Origin of the sequence: Paenibacillus sp. S28 (assembly GCF_016624415.1) — a bacterium.
Taxonomy (GTDB): Bacteria; Bacillota; Bacilli; order Paenibacillales; family Paenibacillaceae; genus Paenibacillus_AQ; species Paenibacillus_AQ favisporus.
In genome coordinates this window covers 86122-102652 of the sequence record NZ_JACVTM010000007.1, presented here as the reverse complement: position 1 = coordinate 102652, position 16531 = coordinate 86122, and the positions used below count along the sequence as shown (strand labels likewise).

Annotated in this window: 15 protein-coding genes; 8 read left to right on the top strand and 7 right to left on the bottom strand. The window is 44.7% G+C overall.

All coding sequences use genetic code 11. The features are described 5' to 3' along the window. The first annotated feature begins 518 nt into the window (after positions 1-518). A complete protein-coding gene (locus IAE55_RS18190) occupies positions 519-1952 on the top strand; it encodes a PAS domain S-box protein (RefSeq protein ID WP_186382088.1) in 1434 nt (477 codons plus the stop codon). A gap of 347 nt (positions 1953-2299) precedes the next feature. Beyond that, complete coding sequence (locus tag IAE55_RS18185) at positions 2300-2581, top strand: hypothetical protein (RefSeq protein ID WP_145018871.1); 282 nt, start codon at positions 2300-2302, stop codon at positions 2579-2581. A gap of 199 nt (positions 2582-2780) precedes the next feature. On the opposite strand, the gene IAE55_RS18180 is transcribed toward IAE55_RS18185, so the two are convergent. Next, positions 2781-4043 carry a benzoate/H(+) symporter BenE family transporter gene (locus tag IAE55_RS18180; RefSeq protein ID WP_186325802.1) on the bottom strand — a complete coding sequence of 421 codons (1263 nt, stop codon included), beginning with the start codon at positions 4041-4043 and terminating at the stop codon, positions 2781-2783. 124 nt (positions 4044-4167) lie between these two features. Between IAE55_RS18180 and IAE55_RS18175 the strand changes: the two genes are divergently transcribed. The 3 genes from IAE55_RS18175 to IAE55_RS34360 all read left to right on the top strand — a co-directional run bounded on the left by IAE55_RS18175 (position 4168) and on the right by IAE55_RS34360 (position 6619). Continuing rightward, complete coding sequence (locus IAE55_RS18175) at positions 4168-5037, top strand: LysR family transcriptional regulator (protein WP_200633454.1); 870 nt, start codon at positions 4168-4170, stop codon at positions 5035-5037. 185 nt (positions 5038-5222) lie between these two features. After that, positions 5223-6218: an aldo/keto reductase gene (locus tag IAE55_RS18170; RefSeq protein ID WP_200633453.1), complete on the top strand. Its 996-nt coding sequence runs from the start codon at positions 5223-5225 to the stop codon at positions 6216-6218. 233 nt (positions 6219-6451) lie between these two features. Further along, positions 6452-6619 carry a zinc-binding dehydrogenase gene (locus tag IAE55_RS34360; RefSeq protein ID WP_145018880.1) on the top strand — a complete coding sequence of 56 codons (168 nt, stop codon included), beginning with the start codon at positions 6452-6454 and terminating at the stop codon, positions 6617-6619. A gap of 45 nt (positions 6620-6664) precedes the next feature. Here IAE55_RS34360 and IAE55_RS18160 read toward each other — a convergent pair whose 3' ends face one another. Continuing rightward, positions 6665-7057: a MerR family transcriptional regulator gene (locus IAE55_RS18160; protein ID WP_145018883.1), complete on the bottom strand. Its 393-nt coding sequence runs from the start codon at positions 7055-7057 to the stop codon at positions 6665-6667. A gap of 117 nt (positions 7058-7174) precedes the next feature. Between IAE55_RS18160 and IAE55_RS18155 the strand changes: the two genes are divergently transcribed. Both IAE55_RS18155 and IAE55_RS18150 read left to right on the top strand, forming a co-directional pair. Beyond that, entirely contained in the window at positions 7175-8029 is an 855-nt protein-coding gene (locus IAE55_RS18155; RefSeq protein ID WP_200633452.1) for a patatin-like phospholipase family protein, read from the top strand. 301 nt (positions 8030-8330) lie between these two features. After that, on the top strand, positions 8331-9272 hold the full coding sequence (locus tag IAE55_RS18150) for a DUF4037 domain-containing protein (protein ID WP_200633451.1): 942 nt from the start codon (positions 8331-8333) through the stop codon (positions 9270-9272). A gap of 308 nt (positions 9273-9580) precedes the next feature. Here the strand turns inward: IAE55_RS18150 and IAE55_RS18145 are convergent, their stop codons facing one another. The 3 genes from IAE55_RS18145 to IAE55_RS18135 all read right to left on the bottom strand — a co-directional run bounded on the left by IAE55_RS18145 (position 9581) and on the right by IAE55_RS18135 (position 12604). Then, positions 9581-10498, bottom strand: a complete 918-nt coding sequence (locus IAE55_RS18145) for an AraC family transcriptional regulator (protein WP_145945603.1) — start codon at positions 10496-10498, stop codon at positions 9581-9583. Between the two features lie 111 nt (positions 10499-10609). After that, on the bottom strand, positions 10610-11392 hold the full coding sequence (locus tag IAE55_RS18140) for a phytanoyl-CoA dioxygenase family protein (protein ID WP_200633450.1): 783 nt from the start codon (positions 11390-11392) through the stop codon (positions 10610-10612). A 372-nt stretch (positions 11393-11764) separates the two neighbouring features. After that, positions 11765-12604, bottom strand: coding sequence for an SDR family NAD(P)-dependent oxidoreductase (locus tag IAE55_RS18135; protein ID WP_200633449.1), 840 nt, complete (start codon positions 12602-12604; stop codon positions 11765-11767). A 173-nt stretch (positions 12605-12777) separates the two neighbouring features. Here IAE55_RS18135 and IAE55_RS18130 point away from each other — a divergent pair, with 173 nt between their 5' ends. Then, a complete protein-coding gene (locus IAE55_RS18130; RefSeq protein WP_325168657.1) occupies positions 12778-13689 on the top strand; it encodes an AraC family transcriptional regulator in 912 nt (303 codons plus the stop codon). 153 nt (positions 13690-13842) lie between these two features. Here IAE55_RS18130 and IAE55_RS18125 read toward each other — a convergent pair whose 3' ends face one another. Both IAE55_RS18125 and IAE55_RS18120 read right to left on the bottom strand, forming a co-directional pair. Beyond that, positions 13843-15582 (bottom strand): sensor histidine kinase, encoded by a 1740-nt coding sequence (locus IAE55_RS18125; RefSeq protein WP_200633448.1) that lies wholly within the window; start codon positions 15580-15582, stop codon positions 13843-13845. Next, positions 15579-16313, bottom strand: a complete 735-nt coding sequence (locus tag IAE55_RS18120) for a response regulator transcription factor (RefSeq protein ID WP_145018904.1) — start codon at positions 16311-16313, stop codon at positions 15579-15581. Before IAE55_RS18120 ends, IAE55_RS18125 begins: the two co-directional genes overlap by 4 nt. Between the last annotated feature and the right edge of the window lie 218 nt (positions 16314-16531).

Below are 16531 nucleotides of genomic sequence, written 5' to 3'. Positions count from 1 at the left end.
TATCCTGTCAACCCCAGTCTCAATAAACGAGCATATCTTTATTTCTCTGGAAACAATCTGTGATATGATGAGGCAAATTAGTCGAGGAGCCAGCATAATCATGGATACTGCCAGTAAGAACAAAACTTCCATTCATGAAGTTTTCGTTCAGTTTCTTGAGCAAAAAGGGAAGGGGAGTTAGCCAACCCGAATCAGCCGGCAGGTGAGCCGATTTCTACCTTCGTAGGAAGAGCCTATACGACTTCCAAGTTATGCTATTCCGTACGGTATCTTACAGAGCAGATCGCGGAAGGAACACTGGTTCCCAGAATTGAGGTGGAAGCGCCATGAACAGATATCAAACGGGTAGCGGATCAATTAATGGAACGGAAGTATAGCGGAAAAATTACGATACGAAGGTGACTACCAAGCGAGGGCTAATTTATTTGGATTAAGACAGGAATGACTTGTGAAGGACTTCCTAAAATGCTTGTCGAATGTGTTCCTATTCGAGCCCTTCTGAAGAGGTGTTGAGACCAATGCTTAGGAAACCATCGGACAAGGATCTAGAAAAGTACTTCCAAGATATTGAGGAAATATTACGAGAGCAGCAAGGCATGACCTTCAAATTTATTAATAAAGATGGGCGGTTTGTTCATACTTATTGCGCTGGACAATTAATGTCCAAAATGGGTTTGGATGAAAGAGACGTCGTTGGGAAAGAACTTAAGGACTTTCTCCCCGCTGGGAAAGCGGCAGCCAAGGAATGGCACTATGTTAAAGCTTGGGAAGGAAATGAAGGAGTCACGTATGAAGGGGAATCGAAAGGCATCTTTTATTTGGCATCTCTGAGACCAATTCGACGAAATGGTAAGGTCATTGAGGTTATTGCCTCATGCGTGGATATTACGGAACGGAAAAAGGCGGAACAAGAGCTGGAAAGAACTAAGAAATTGCTGGAATCTATAATTGATGACTCGGCAGATGGTATTTGTATCATAGATACGGGAGGTAACGTGGTACGTGTAAACCATTCATTTGAAATGTTATATGGTTGGTCTGAAAATGAGTTGGTTGGCAGGCAGTTGCCCATTGTCCCGCTGGAAATGGAAGATGAATTTAAATCCATTACCCAAGAAATCCAAGGTGATATGCTGGCAAAGACTTTTGAGACGGTTCGGCAGAATAAAGCCGGAGAGTTAGTACATGTTTCTATAACCCTTTCTCCAATTAAAAATGGTTACGGCGAAATTATTGCATTGACAGGCATTACCCGGGACATCTCAGAACGAATAAAATCTGAAGAATTTTTCCGGAAAGCAGATAAATTAAATGTTGTTGGACAATTGGCCGCAGGGCTAGCACACGAAATCCGCAATCCTTTAACATCACTAAAGGGCTTTCTTCAGCTTATGAAGGAATCTGATAAGAGAAGAGTTGAGCACTGTGAGATTATGTTATCTGAGGTCGACCGGATGAATAGTATTATCAATGAGCTATTGATATTCTCAAAACCGCAGCCGAAGGTTTTAAAAAGGAACGATATAGGTGCTCTTTTGTATAGTGTAATAAATTTATTAGAAGCCCAAGCTACAATGAATGGGGTTCAAGTTTACATAGAGATACATGGAGATCTTCCTCCAATTTGTTGTTCGGAAGTGGATATTAAACAAGTGTTCGTCAATGTATTAAAAAATGCAATCGAGGCAACTCCCAATGGCGGCAAAATTCATATCGTCGCCTTTGAGCAATTGAATGAGCTCATTATCCGTATTAAGGATGAAGGTATTGGGATACCTACTGACAGCATTCATCGGTTAGGGGAACCCTTTTATACGACAAAGGAACAGGGGACAGGGCTTGGTTTGATGATGTGCTATAAAATTATTCATGACCACAAAGGGAACTTGAGCATTCGAAGCGCCGTTAATCAAGGAACCACTGTCGATATCAAATTACCTGTTACGGACTAACTATTCTGGAATATCGATACGGTGGTTTGAGATTATTAATCGAAATTTAATGGACACAAGGAAACAACGGGGGCGAGATCCATATCTCGTCCCTTCTTTGTAAGTTTAATGCATCATGCAGTTTCATCGATTCGTGCGGCGCTAGTGTTGGATTATTCATTCAGAATGATCAGCTCCTTTTTTTCATCAAACGTTAGATTTTCTAACGCATCGGATCTTATACTAAAATGGATTTCTGGAAATGGGATCCGGATATTCCCATTCATTCGCAGGAATAATAACAAAATCTCAACCCCATAATTACTTCTGTGTAAATCATGATCTTGCCCAAGGGAGGAGGACTCACTGTGCCTAATGAAAACAAAATTGATTTAGCCACTGAAAATGCAAGAAAACCAGCAGAACGTACACTTAACTCGAACGGCAATATGCTGGAGAAGCATGCGTCTAACGCGGTTTCTGAGGCACAAACGGCTTTAAATCAGGCGATAAGCTCGATGAATGAATCTAATGCGGCAACAAATCCGAAAGCTTTGGAGAATGCCCGGCAGAAATTGACCCAAGCAGAGGAATTTTTAGATCAAGCACAAACTTCAGCAAATGCATTAAGTCTGCCGGATCAACAATAAAACAGTAGAGTCTGGCTAATGCAATGACACAAACGTTTGGATAAAAAAAAGTTGTTCTACACAACGAAACCAACGAAACCACTCCCTTGTTAGGAGTGGCTTTGTTTTTATATGCTGATATATCTTTTGTGGTTAAAATGAACTTTGTGCTTAGATACATTACGATCATGAGATGTATTCGAAGTCTAAAGAAACGGTGTTAGGAAATTTTATCCTTGCAAAGAGCTTCACTCAAGTTAGTCTCATTGTTTTGGTCACTTGATTCGGATTTATAAAAATCTTGTTTATCCAAGAAAACGGTGGCCAACATACCTCCAACCAGACCCCAGAATGGCGCACCGATATGGAGAATAGAGATCCCAGAGATTGTGATTATAAAGGAAAAGAGAGCGCCTGATTTGAATGGACCAGAGAAACTCATTTTCAAAGAGTCAACCAGTACACTAATCATGGCGATCCCACCTAGTAATTGAATTAATGAAGCAGGAATGACATGTGGAATTTGCGAAGCTATTGGAGAAAATAGAGCTAATAAACAGGATAATACTCCTAATACAATAGCAGCGACATACCTATGTTCAAGTTTGCCTGATTCTTTATTAACAAGTAAGCCCGTCATGGGACCTGCAATACAGGCTGGGTGGCCCCCAAAAAAAGCATTTATGATGGTACCGATTCCGCTCCAATTAGTCATGGCATTGATCGGTGGACGATAGCCATGGGTCTCTAACATAGCAATCCCTTGGGCATTTTGAATGGCAATAACTGTTAAGAGTAACGGGATGACAAGTTCCCCTACAACGGCAAAACTAAATGATGGGATGATAAAATGGGGAATGCCCATTGCTATATGAAGAGGCTGTGCAGAAACGTCCGGCAAAAATATAAGACATATCATTGCTGCAATGATCGCTCCTAATATAGGCGGAAACTTTTTTGAAAATCGTACGAAAAAAGAAAGCGCAAGAAAGACAAGCAGCGGGATTCCGTTGAGTAACGGATTTTTTACAACCGAGCCGATCATTCCAGTTCCGAAAGGGAGCAAGACGCCTGACACCATCCCCATCATAACCGGCATAGGCAAAACCTTCATTAATTTTGTAACAAGGCCAGATAATCCTAAAAGAAAAATAAGGATACCGGTTATTATATAGGCACCAACTACTTGGTTGAAGGAATAATGGGTTAAGCTTGAGCCCACAAGAATGGCTCCAGGTATCGAAAAGGCATAGCCTATGGGCTGCCCATAATATAAGGAGACGATAAGCGTTAGGAGCCCCCCCACTCCATAAATGGCGAAAATCCATGAGCTGGTTATGCTGCCAGACAAATGACCTTCTGCAGCAGCTTGCAAAACAATTAGTAATGGTCCTGCTGAACCAAAAAGCCAGGCCACAAATCCATTCGATATATTCCCAACGGATAAAAGCTTTGGAAATTGTATGGTATTTTTTTTGAACACCAAAGTCCACACTCCTTCAAACTTATGAATGACACTGCATCTTAGTGTATACTCAATTTATCAATACTTAAAATATCTGTTATATCTTTTTATTATATCTTTTGGGTATGATGGAGGTTTTATCTTGGATATTCGACAGTTAAAATACTTTGTCGCTATAGCAGAAGAAGGTAAGATTACGACCGCAGCAAAGAAATTAAATATTGCTCAACCCCCTTTAAGCAAACAACTCAAACAAATGGAAGATGAGCTAGGCGTTGTTTTATTTGATCGAAATAACAAAAGTCTTCATTTAACCTTGGAGGGGGAAAGATTACTTCTTCGTGCAAAAGAACTTTTAAATAAACTTGATGAAACAATGGTTGAAGTTCAAGAATTGAGGAAAGGCGCCAGTGGGATTTTATCAGTTGGATCCAATCTTTATTGTGCATCTTTAATTCTTTCTAAGGTGGTAGATATTCGTGAGAAAAATCCTGGTCTTACTTTCAAAGTATGGGAAGGTGAAACGATTCATCTCATAAAAATGTTATCTAAACGTCAGATTGAGATTGCGATAACAAACAGTCCAATAACAGAAAAAAGTATCTCTCAAAGGAAATTGGAAAGTGACCCATATGTGCTTGTTTTGCCTGAAAAATGGACGTGGAGTGGATCAGAACAATGCAGGCTAGAGGAAATCATCGATTTACCATTGATTCTTCTGCGACCAAATTATGGTTTAGGTGCGTATGGACAAATTGTCAATGAATTTCAACGGTTAGATTTAGAACCAAATATACTTTGCGAATGTCAGGATTTGATTATGTTACTTGGTCTCGTTTCATCGGGATTTGGTGCAACGATTTTACCACTCTCGTTATTATCCCTTCATTCATTGGGAGGATTGAGAGTCATTCAGCTAAAGGATCAGACCTTATTATCTGAACCCAAAGTAATTTGGAGGAAGCATAGTTATTTATCAAAAGCAGCAAAAGAATTTTTAGAACTATTTTAGAGACCAAAAGGGGGATACTTTAAGACGATAAGAACATACATGCAATAGCCGCGTAGCTGCGGCTTTCGTCGCACTCTGGAACACATTCTGATTGGCTCCTCAAAATGATTCATTTTTGGCTCTATGGATTACCAGTATGACTAACTATACTGAACATGAATTCAAGGTCAAAGGGGCTGAGACAGGTGTTGAAAAGAAAATTAGGGAGATCGGGTCTGGATGTTAGCGCTCTGGGAATAGGTTGCTGGGCGATCGGTGGGCCTTGGCATGATATGTTAACCGGAGAACCTTACGGTTGGGGCGAGGTCGACGACCGGGAATCGATTGATGCCATTCACTGTGCGTTAGATTATGGAATAAATTTCATCGACACGTCTGACAATTATGGGGCAGGACACAGTGAAGAAGTAATCGGACAAGCTCTTCAGGGAAGGCGCGATCGAATGGTTATTGCTACAAAATTCGGTTATGTCACAAACGGGCAGACCAAGGAAGCTTTAGGTCAAAATGCAAGCGTCGAATACATTAAATCTGCATGCGAAGCTTCGCTGCGAAGACTGAAGACCGATTATATTGATCTTTATCAATTCCATATTGGGGATTACCCGGATGAATTGGCTCAAGAAGTAAAGGAAACGCTTGAGGATCTTGTTCGCGAAGGCAAAATCCGCTATTTCGGGTGGTCTACCGACAAGCCCAGCCGCGCCGAAGTATTTGCACAAAGTCAGTATTGTACGGCTATTCAACACGAGTTCAATCTGTTTCACGATAATACGGATATGCTCAAGCTATGCGAAAGGCATCATTTGTCGAGCATCAATCGGGGGCCTCTTGCCATGGGGCTCCTTACCGGGAAATATTCGGAGGTAGTTTCCGTGGTGGATCCAAAAGATATTCGGCGAAGAAACAACTTGGATTGGCTGCATTACTTTAAAGATGGCATTCCATCTTCGGCGATGACGAACCAGCTGCGAGCGATACGGGAAATTTTGACTTCAAACGGCAGGACGCTGACCCAAGGTGCCCTTGCGTGGCTATGGGCAAGAAGCGAAATGACGCTTCCCATCCCAGGTTTCCGCACTGTACGGCAGGTAAGTGAGAATGCTGAGGCAATGAAATTCGGGCCGTTAACCCCGGCAGAAATGGCGCAAATCAGCCAACTGATGACCGAAAAATTCTGACTCGCCTAATATAGCAGATTTTCGAAAATGTATGGCTAAGGGGCGTCTTCTACAGTTTACCATGTGGTCAAAGACCAAGAGGATGTGTCAGTGATCTTAATCCATGTGAAAGGTGCTAAATGAATTATAATGAAAACCGTTCTTGTTCATTCCTTCGGAGGACCCGAAGTGATGAGAGTGGAATCAACGCGGATCCCTAAGCGGCTCTAATTGGGGCTACGGGCTCTTTCGTCATGGGCGTTCCGCATCGTGAAGATTTTACTGCCTTAGCCAATCTGATGGCTAACGGGGTGATAAAAACCGAAGCCCCTAATGTATTTGATCTGGATTTCGTTCGCCAGGCGCATACGAAGTGTGAGCAACGGCACGGCAGAGGCAGAGTGCTCCTCAAAATTAAATGATAAGAAAAGAAACCACATTGATTTTTTACAGAAGTCTATCCTTCATTACGGCAACGGTTTATTTTCTGATGTTCCCTTCTTCTCCAGCAGCGCCAATTTGTTGTCTAGCATCCGGGCGAGAAGAGACTGCGATTGTTCCAATTCTCTTTTCCTATGGTCCATTTCCTTCATCTTCTTACGCAAAAATTCAATGGCCCGGGAGAGCTCAAGTTTGTTCTCGTCTTCTTCCTTCAAAATAACTTTGATTTCCCTTATTGTAAAACCCGCAGCCTGAACCCTTTTAATCAGTAAAAGGTGTTCGACCGCTTCCTCGGTATATTCACGATAATTATTGTCCCTGCGCTCAACGTGGCGTCTATCCAGCAATCCTTCCTTCTCGTAATAACGAATGGTCGGCGGATTTAACCCGGTCTTCTGCGCCAGCACATGAATTTTCATACTTCCTCCCGCGTAAGGCTTGACCTTCAAGTATACTTTATAGTTTATACTTTAGAGGTCTAATGGAACCTTGTCAAACCTATTAGCACAATAGTCGATCGAAAGGAGGAGCTGTGAATGAACGCTCAGAAAAAGAATTCACCGACCAGAGCTGTAGTTTTGGGGGGCGGTGGCGTGACGGGGATCGCATGGGAGGTTGGCGTCTTAGCGGGACTCCTCGAATCTGGAGTAGACCTCCATCGAGCTGACGTGATCATCGGAACGTCCGCCGGTGCCTTTGTCGGAGCAGCCTTGGCCAGTGGATACGACATGAATAATCTGTTTGCCGCCCAGTCGGAGGCGAACGCGGCCGAGTTACCCGTCGCCGCTTCCGATGAATTGAGGCAAGCGTGGTATAGGGCATTTGCCACGGGAGGAAGCGATCCGCGAAAAGTCGGGGCAGAATTCGGCCTTATCGCCAAAAATACTCCCTCTCCCGTATCGCCTGAACAGCGGCGCACCGTGGTCGAGAGTCGTCTTGTGACCAGAAAATGGCCGGCGAATCTTAAGGTGACCGCCATCGATGCCGATACCGGGCAACTTCATACTTTCGATCATCAATCGGGAGTTTCATTGCTCGATGCCGTGTCGGCCAGCGGGGCCGTTCCGGGAATTTGGCCGCTTGTATCGATCGGTGACCGCTTATGGACCGACGGAGGAATGGTGTCCACGACCAATTCACGGCTGGCTGAAGGCTACGAACGGATCGTGATTCTTTCCCCGATGCCAAATGGTTATGGCTCCATCCCGGGAGCGGCGGAGGATGCGGCAAGCATGCGTACAAGCGCGGGCGTTTATCTCATAGCACCTGATGAACGCAGCGTTGTGGCCATCGGCCCGAATCCGTACGACCCGGTCCGCCGCAGCGTAACAGCGATCGCCGGGCGGGAGCAGGGATGCGCTATCGCCGAAGCCGTTCTGACTATGTGGTAAGAAGCCGTTTCTTTCTGTCCTAACGGACAAAAGGGTGCAAAAGATGGCGGCGATTTCGCTCGTTTATCTTAAATTTAAGTACAGCCGACAAGGATAGATGCTTATCTTGCGAATCCATCGAAGCATTAAGCTATTTCAAGGGCTGATTGATCTGTACGTCTTGTTTACGGGAAATAAGAGGGGTAGGATAGTTCTACTATAATGTTTTTTTAACTATACATTGCATCCAGATTATGCTGAAATAATGAGTGAATGGGTTTAAAAATGATAATTGTGGTTGATGGACTTGGGGGAATGGGAAATGTCTTTTATAAAAGGAATAGAATTATGCCGCCGATTTCATATCGAAATCGTTGAGCCTGTAATGAAGGACAAATACTCTTTCTTGTCTTATTCATCGGCTCTAATAGGTCCCGGTAGCGAAGTGCTCGGATATGATACGGAAATGTCGACTGATCACGATTGGGTTCCCCGGGTATATCTTTTTCTTAACCAACCAGATATCGGGTATTCCGAACACATACAATCAACACTGCAAGAACGAGCTCCAGAACGGTTCTATGGCTTTCCCGTAGATATAGGGAGGAGCGTAATTACCACGGTGCCGAGGTTCATTGAAAGTTACCTGGCTGTAAACAAAATTGAAGAGTTAGAGCCAATAGATTGGCTAACCTTTCCTTCGCAGTCACTTCTCGAAATAACACGGGGAGAAGTTTATAGGGACGATAACGGTCAACTTTCCACATTACGCAAACGATTCGAATATTACCCTCACGATATTTGGTTATACCTTATGGCATCCAGTTGGCAGCGAATCGGTCAAGAAGAACATCTGATGCATCGTTCGGGTTTTATAGGGGACGAACTTGGCTCAGCTATTATTGCTTCTCGCCTTGTCCGCGATATTGTAAATCTCTGCTTTCTCATGGAGCGTCAATATGCACCTTATCCAAAATGGTTTGGTACTGCATTTAAACGTTTGAAATGTTCTGATCAAATACTTCCTTACCTTTGGACAGCTCAAACGGCAGTTACATGGAGAGAACGCGAGTATGTTTTGAATAATGCTTACAAACATCTATCAAATATGCACAACGGACTAAAGATCACTGAAAAGATCCCTGATGAAGTTTCATACTTTTTTGATCGTCCTTTTAAAGTAATGGGCGGTGGAGATATTGCTTGCCTCATCGCAAATCAAATTGTCGATACGACATTCGGCAGTTATCCAAAAAACGCTTGATTGGTAACATTGACCAGATCACAGACAACACAGATTTCAGGAACATGAATAAGTGGTCTGAGGGAGAAGGAGTATACGCAAGAAAAGCTTTGAAAAAACTATTTAAGCCCGGTTTGTAATTTAAATCCAAAAGCCTTCCACGGTGACCGTTAAGAGCCGGGATGAGGCGCTGCAGGCTGTGCTTTCCAGAATCGACCCCTACGGCACTGTGCAAGAAGTTTTTGGATGGCACGTTGGTCACTGATTCCATTGAATATTATAAGCAGAATAAAAATGCCAGATGCCATACGGCCAATCGATGACATTGCTTATGATGGTGGAGAGTTAGAAGCATGTGTAGCTGTTGTGGCTGCATTGCGGTATTGGCTGGGTGAGAACCCAACCATATTTTTAAACATTTTATTGAAGAAACTTAAGTCCTCGTAGCCGACATCCTGGGCAACTTCCATAATTTTGCGATCGGACTGCTCCAGCAGTTGCTTCGCCACTCGAATGCGTGTTTCGTTGCGGAATTCAGTGAATGTCTTGCCGATATATTGCTTAAATTTGGTTGAGAATCCGGTCTGACTCATCCGGCACATCTCGCTGACCTGAGCAAGCGTTAACGGCTGTGCGTAATGCTTGCGAATAAACTCGCTGATGTGCAGGATGACCTTCTCGTCAGACGATAATTCCTGCAGGGGGGAATGCTTCCGGTCGTGATGGCAGCGGCTCAAAAAAATAAAAAGTTCAATCAGGCGCGTCTTCGTCAAAATACGATATCCAAGCTTTTTCTCTTTGAAATCGAGAATCAAGCGATGGAGAAGGGATTCCATTTCGATCTGTTCATAAGGCTTCAATCGGAGATGCCCTTGAAAACGTACTGTCTTTCGAAGAAAGGGTTCCAAGTAGAAGAAGTCTACGAAGGAGGCGACATCGGCGAGCGGTTCCAATTCGCGCCGTAACAACTCGGGTTGAAAGAGCACGTTATATACGACCGGGAGATGCGCATTGCCCGCTCGATAAGCATGCTCCTCATCCGGCTCGATCATGAAAACGTCGCCTTCCGCAATATTGTAGTACTCTCCTTTATAGTAATGCTCTCCTTGTCCTTGGGCAACGTAAGCAAGCTCGATGAAGTCATGCGAATGGGAGGGGACGATCTCCCCCGAGCTGAATCGGTAGGGAGCGGCATGAAACAGGAAATCACGGCTTTCTAGGAACTTTCCGCTGTCCATTCGTGTCATGTGATCATCTCCAATATTTTACATAGGACTAATCATAACTAAATTATAACGCTTTGCAGGCAAACGGGTAAGACAGAAAAGGCGAGCCGAATGACCCGCCCGCTCTCGTTCCTAAGGCTGTTTGGCGACCAAAGGAAATAAACCGCCGCCGAACGGTTGCCCTCCCTCAAGACCTGCATGTTCTGTTACTAGATGGCTTTTGCCGCTGTAAATGGTTCCGTCCGGCATGTAAATGATTGCCAATACACGTCTTGGTTCGTCGCTTTGATTCGCGTGTGCGAAGTGGAAGGTGAGACCATGGTGGAACGTGCAGCTGCCTCGTTTCAACGGGACCTTCACGGGCTTCGTCTTCTCTAGCTCTGTTCCTTTGATCTGATCATATAAGTCCTGAGGGTCTGCTAAGTTAATCCCTCGCAGCGTGCCCACCTTATGGGAGCCAGGAACAAACATCATGCAGCCGTTATGTTCGTCGACATCATGCATTGGAATCCAGACAGACAAGGCGCCGGGTTCAGTCATCGGCCAATACGGAAAATCCTGATGCCAAGCCGTCGGCTTGGAATCCTGCGGCATTTTCCACAATCCGTGGTCATGGAAGAGGCGAATGCCGCTCGCGCCGCTTAGCTTCATTGCCATCTTAGCCAGCTTCGGGTGAAATGTGTAACGGCTCATACCGCCATGATCGCGCCAAAGGTTTACCTTCTGGTTTAATACCTTGTAGTAGCTCTTGCCTTTGACAGAGGTGGCTACCGAATGATTACTTTCCTGTGTCATGGCTTCCTCCAAAAACTCGGATAATTCATTCATTTCTTCTTCCGTTAGGGCATTCTCGATTTCAACGAAACCATTCTCCCGATAAAAATCAATTTTGCTTTGCGGTAACAGTACATCCATCGCGATAACTCCTTTCCAACGTATAGGGTGGTCATCTTTGATTACACATTACCAGAGGAATATGTTCTAATTCTTGGTTTTTTCTACAATACAGTAAGGTTATTTTTCAAAGTGAAAATGTAAGAATCACCTGAATCTGATGTATAGCCGTACATCCGGGATGAGCCGATTGAAACGCCGCCATCTTCTGATTCGATGCTTATTTACCATACCAATTTTATTTCCGACTGCCCGTTCCAGCGATCTGGATAAGCTCTTTTTCAAAAATGGGGAATATAACGTATGAAACTAGCTACATGTGCAAGCAGAAAAAAACGCTCATTAAATGAGCGTCAACCAATCAATAACTACAACGGTTATTGATAACGAAGATTAGTTACTATCCGTTCGTTCACTTATTTTCTTATTTGCCTGCATATCTTCAAGCAGCTTGTTATATTTTTCGGTTGCCCGCTGGTATGCGTCGGATCCCAGAAATAAGCAGGTCGGTGGATTGTCGGATTCTACCAGCTCGATAAAAACTTCAGCAGCCTTTTCGGGATCACCAAGCTGCTTGCCATGATTTGCTGCAAATTGTTTAATACCTTCGTGGAGAGGAAGATAATCCGCTATTTTATAATCCGCGACAACAAGAGATTCGGCTGAGTTAAACTCAGTTCTAAATCCCCCCGGCGCAACAACCGTTACATTAATGCCCATAGATCTAACATCCTGGGCTAACACATCAGACATCCCAATAATAGCTGACTTTGTGGCAGCATAAATACTCCATCCCGTGTGTGGAGCAACTCCAGCGATGGATGAAATATTAATGATGTGGCCATAGCGTTTCGCCCTCATGTAGGGTAAAACACTTTGGATCACGTAAATACTGCCAAACACATTAACTTCGAAATTTGACATGATCTCTTGTTTGGAAAGTTCCTCTATCGCTCCTCCAATTCCGTATCCGGCGTTATTGACCGCTACATCGATTTGTCCGAAATATTCGTATGCCAATTTCACGGATTGATCAATAGAATCGGAACTTTTCAGATCCACTTGCAGTGGCAAAAAACGACCCTCTGGGACTTGGCCAACAGCTCGTTTCAGCTCCTCTAAGATTCTTGATGTGGCAGCGACCCGGTAATTGTTACTTAACAACTTTTTTACAAGAGCAAGTCCAAGACCTTTCGAAGCCCCTGTAACATACCATACCTTTTGATCCAGCAATGATATCTCATCCTTTCATTTAAGATGTGTTTATTATGTATCAGCACCTGCTCTGACCTGTATAAGAAAACTTTCAACATTATGCCTATTCTTGTCATACTATTAACAAACACAATGCTTTACTTTATATTTAAAAGCATGAGAGACATCATATTAGAGCAGAGGTGTTCCGTGTGACCGAAATCGCTTTGCAACAACAAGAGTTAGCGGGACTCATCAAAAAGTTTACCGGAAAAGATGGGGACCATAAAACCCTAATTCCTTCACTCCATCTCATCCAAGACTCCAAAGCAATGGTCCCAATATGTAGGATTCAAAAGCCCTCCTTATGCATTGTTGCCCAAGGTGAAAAAATAATCATTCTGGGCAATGAAAGTTACAAATACGGGGTTAGTGATTATTTAGCAGTGTCTTTAGACGTGCCTATATCGGGACAGGTGATCAAACCTTCGTCAGAAGCTCCCTTTTTGTCAATCAGGCTTGATCTTGATGCAGGAGAGATTTTTGAAATCATGAAGGAGACCCATCTGTTTCCAGAAAGCACAGAGCATTATCCGAAAAGTTTATTTGTAGGTAAAATGAACATTAATCTTCTTGATGCAGTGATTCGGCTAGTAAGACTATTGGATACTCCAAAAGATATTTTAGCGCTAGCACCATTAATCATTAATGAAATCATATATAGGTTACTTACTCAAAAGGAGGGGGATGTTTTCAAGCAAATTGCTACATCTGGGAGTCATTTTGCAACGATTGCAGAGGTCGTAGAACGAATTAAAACAAACTTTAACAAACCTTTACGCATTAATGAATTAGCGCAGATCGCCAATATGAGTACTTCATCTCTGTATCGACATTTCAAGCAAGTCACTGCGATGACACCCGTTCAATATCAGAAACAGCTGCGATTACAAGAAGGGCGGAGACTTTTAATAACTGATAAATACAACGTCGCGGATGTGGCATTTCATGTCGGCTACGAAAGTCCTTCTCAATTCAGTCGCGAATATGCCCGATTATTTGGGTGTCCTCCGACTACCGATATTTTACGGATGCAGTCCACAACTAATTTGTCTTCTAGTTAAAAGATCAGTTGATTAAACTTAGGTCCCGAGCATGTTCGCACTGCTCGGGACCTTTCATATTTGGTTATCCGTAATTGAGGTGTGGCCATTTATAATTATTGATTGCTATTCGATTTCGCGTGACGAAGAGCAGAATGTATCATACTGTTACGTTCAGCAAGACAATAAGATTTCAACTTTCGTGCCTTGCCATACTTTGGACTGCACTTGGATTTCGCCACCGTGTGCTTCCACGATGGCTTTGGCGATGCTCATTCCGAGACCGGAGCCAACCGTCGATTCTTCCGTATTCGTTCCCCGGTAGTAGCGATTGAACAAATGTTGCAGGGTTTCCTCGTCCATTCCTTTACCGTTATCGATCACTCGTATGCAAGCCTTGTCGTTGATCCTGCCGACAGAGACAGTGACGACTACGCCCGGGGGATTATGCTTAACGGCGTTGGACAGCAAGTTGTCCATTAGCCTCTGCAGCCAGGTCTCATCTGCTTTTACCATTAAGGGACGCTCATCCCCAACATAGTGAAACTGATACTCGGACATTGTGGCGTCGTTGACGTACTCCAGAACGGAGCGGCGTACTAACTCATCCAAATCCAACTCCCGAAGACTCATGATAGAATCTCCCTGCTTAAGCTGATGAATCATGGAAAAGTCGGAGATCAGCTCAAGCATATAACCCCCTTTTTCCCGAATCGTCGATCCCATGATCTGCATTTCTTCCTGACTCCATTGCTCAGGCAGACTCTCCAGCATATATCCGTAGCCTTGAATGGTGGACAGGGGGGTGCGCAGATCGTGGGAAACTCCTGACATCCACTCCGCTTGTGCCTTTTCCAGCCTTTCACGTTCCTTCTCGGTTTGTGCCAGTTGATGAGTCATCTGATAGAAGGATTCAATCACTTCCTTATACAGTTTGTACCTGATTCGCAATGTGCCGTTGCGGCGGAATACCTTTCGCTTGTCCTTGGTGGTCAGCACTTCGTCGTATTGCCCCTTACGCATGCGCTCGAACCAGCCTGCGAACAGAATGAGCGGCTGACCGTAGCGGAATCCATGCCATATGGAGACCGGAACCGCCAAGAGAAGGATTAGACCAGAAAACCATAAGAGACCACGTGTTGCCGTATCGAGCACCGGATGCTTCAGGGGACCTCCGGTTGGATTAGGCGTATAGAGGATCCAGGTCCTTCCGCTCAGCTTGTCCCGCTGGGAGACAATATTTGTCTCATAATTGCTGGGTGATTGCTGGATGGCCAGAACATCCAGCGGACGATATGCCTTCTTGATGTTTGCTTCATCACCGATACCTTGTATGGTATTGCCTGCGGGGTCAATCACCTGAAGATAGCTGCCGGTGTCACGCAGTCGCTGTTCCAAGGTGGGGACCGCTTCACTTCGCACCATCCCCTGCATCCCGTAATCGTCAAACAAGGCCATAAGCTGGTCGAGATTGGGACTATGGTAGCCCAGCATATATAGGTGCGGCTCGTTGAAGGCAAAATTTAGCTCTGTGTTTACGGCATACGTTCCAAGTGTACGTGTCTCTTGAATATCAAGCAATTGAGCGACGGAGTAGGAGGTCGGCAGCACATGCTGCGGAGTAGAGTTGACATTGTAAACAACTTTTCCTTCGGCATTAACAACTTGCAGCCACATTCCTTTTTCTTCGATAAGCTTCTCCCACTTGGACGAAATCTGAATGGTCCCATCCTTGGAGTTAGCTTCTTGAGCGATCAGCTGCAGGGCGCCTGCCGGAAAGTTTCGGCGCATTTCATTGTTCTTCGCATTCTGAAAGTACAGGATGCAGGCAACCAGCGTAATGGCCAGAATCAGCAGGGAATAGAAGATCAATTGATACGTAAAGTGGAAAGCCATGCGTTGTTGTATTTTCATCGCTCCTGCGACTCCTTCACCAGCTTGTATCCGAGCCCGCGGACGGTAACGAGCAGCTTCGGATCACCGGGATCGATCTCGATCCGTTCCCGTATGCGCCGAATGTGAACCATGACCGTCGAGTCATCTCCCAATCCGTTGATCCCCCAAACCTTCTCGTATAGCTGCGTTTTGGAAAATACAATTCCAGGATGCTTACAAAAGTGCAGCAGCAGTTGGAACTCCTGAGCGGGGCATGGAACTTGTTGTCCATCCACGATCAGCTCGCCCTCCGCTTCGTTAACGGTAAAGCGGCCGAACCGGTACCCCCCTAGATCGGGCTGCTTCATTGGGTTGGCTGTAGGAACTTCCGGCTCCAGTCGGCGGATGCGCGCCTGAATTCTCGCGGCTACCTCCAAGGGATTGAAGGGCTTTGTGATATAATCGTCCCCGCCCATAGCGAAGCCTCGCAGGACATCGAGATCGGAAGCCTTGGCCGTCAGGAACAAAATATGCGGATTCCCATATTCGCGGAGCTTCGAGCAGAGCTCTAGTCCGCTGCCGTCGGGGAGCATAATATCGAGCAGGACGATATCGGGGGCAATGCGCGTCGCTACATCGAGTGCTTCTGCACAAGTTGACGCCGCGTACAAGCGATGAAACCCTTCCCTGCGGAGCACCATTTGGAGCATCGTAACAATCGAGGGCTCGTCGTCAACGATTGCGATTTTAATATCTGATAGATTAGTCATCATGTTCACCCTTTCCCATAGTAGCATACTCACATTAACAGAACCTAAACAGCTGGGAGCAATATTAAGGTATTGTTCATCGCTTCGTTTAGGTTCTGTTTTAGTAGCGTTGATAAGATTGGAAATGAGGTTGCTAAGCAGCCACCAAACGCCGCTGACATTCAATAAGGTATTATCAAGAACGCAACGCGCAGCCCCAGGAATGGCTTGAGAAACGT

Excerpts from the sequence above, each read along its gene's own strand:
- IAE55_RS18120 (WP_145018904.1), bottom strand. The coding sequence starts at position 16,313 with ATGACTAATCTATCAGATATTAAAATCGCAATCGTTGACGACGAGCCC.
- IAE55_RS18125 (WP_200633448.1), bottom strand. The coding sequence starts at position 15,582 with ATGAAAATACAACAACGCATGGCTTTCCACTTTACGTATCAATTGATC.
- IAE55_RS18145 (WP_145945603.1), bottom strand. The coding sequence starts at position 10,498 with ATGACACGAATGGACAGCGGAAAGTTCCTAGAAAGCCGTGATTTCCTG.
- IAE55_RS18160 (WP_145018883.1), bottom strand. The coding sequence starts at position 7,057 with ATGAAAATTCATGTGCTGGCGCAGAAGACCGGGTTAAATCCGCCGACC.
- IAE55_RS34360 (WP_145018880.1), top strand. The coding sequence starts at position 6,452 with ATGGGCGTTCCGCATCGTGAAGATTTTACTGCCTTAGCCAATCTGATG.
- IAE55_RS18140 (WP_200633450.1), bottom strand. The coding sequence starts at position 11,392 with ATGGATGTACTGTTACCGCAAAGCAAAATTGATTTTTATCGGGAGAAT.
- IAE55_RS18155 (WP_200633452.1), top strand. The coding sequence starts at position 7,175 with ATGAACGCTCAGAAAAAGAATTCACCGACCAGAGCTGTAGTTTTGGGG.
- IAE55_RS18190 (WP_186382088.1), top strand. The coding sequence starts at position 519 with ATGCTTAGGAAACCATCGGACAAGGATCTAGAAAAGTACTTCCAAGAT.
- IAE55_RS18150 (WP_200633451.1), top strand. The coding sequence starts at position 8,331 with ATGTCTTTTATAAAAGGAATAGAATTATGCCGCCGATTTCATATCGAA.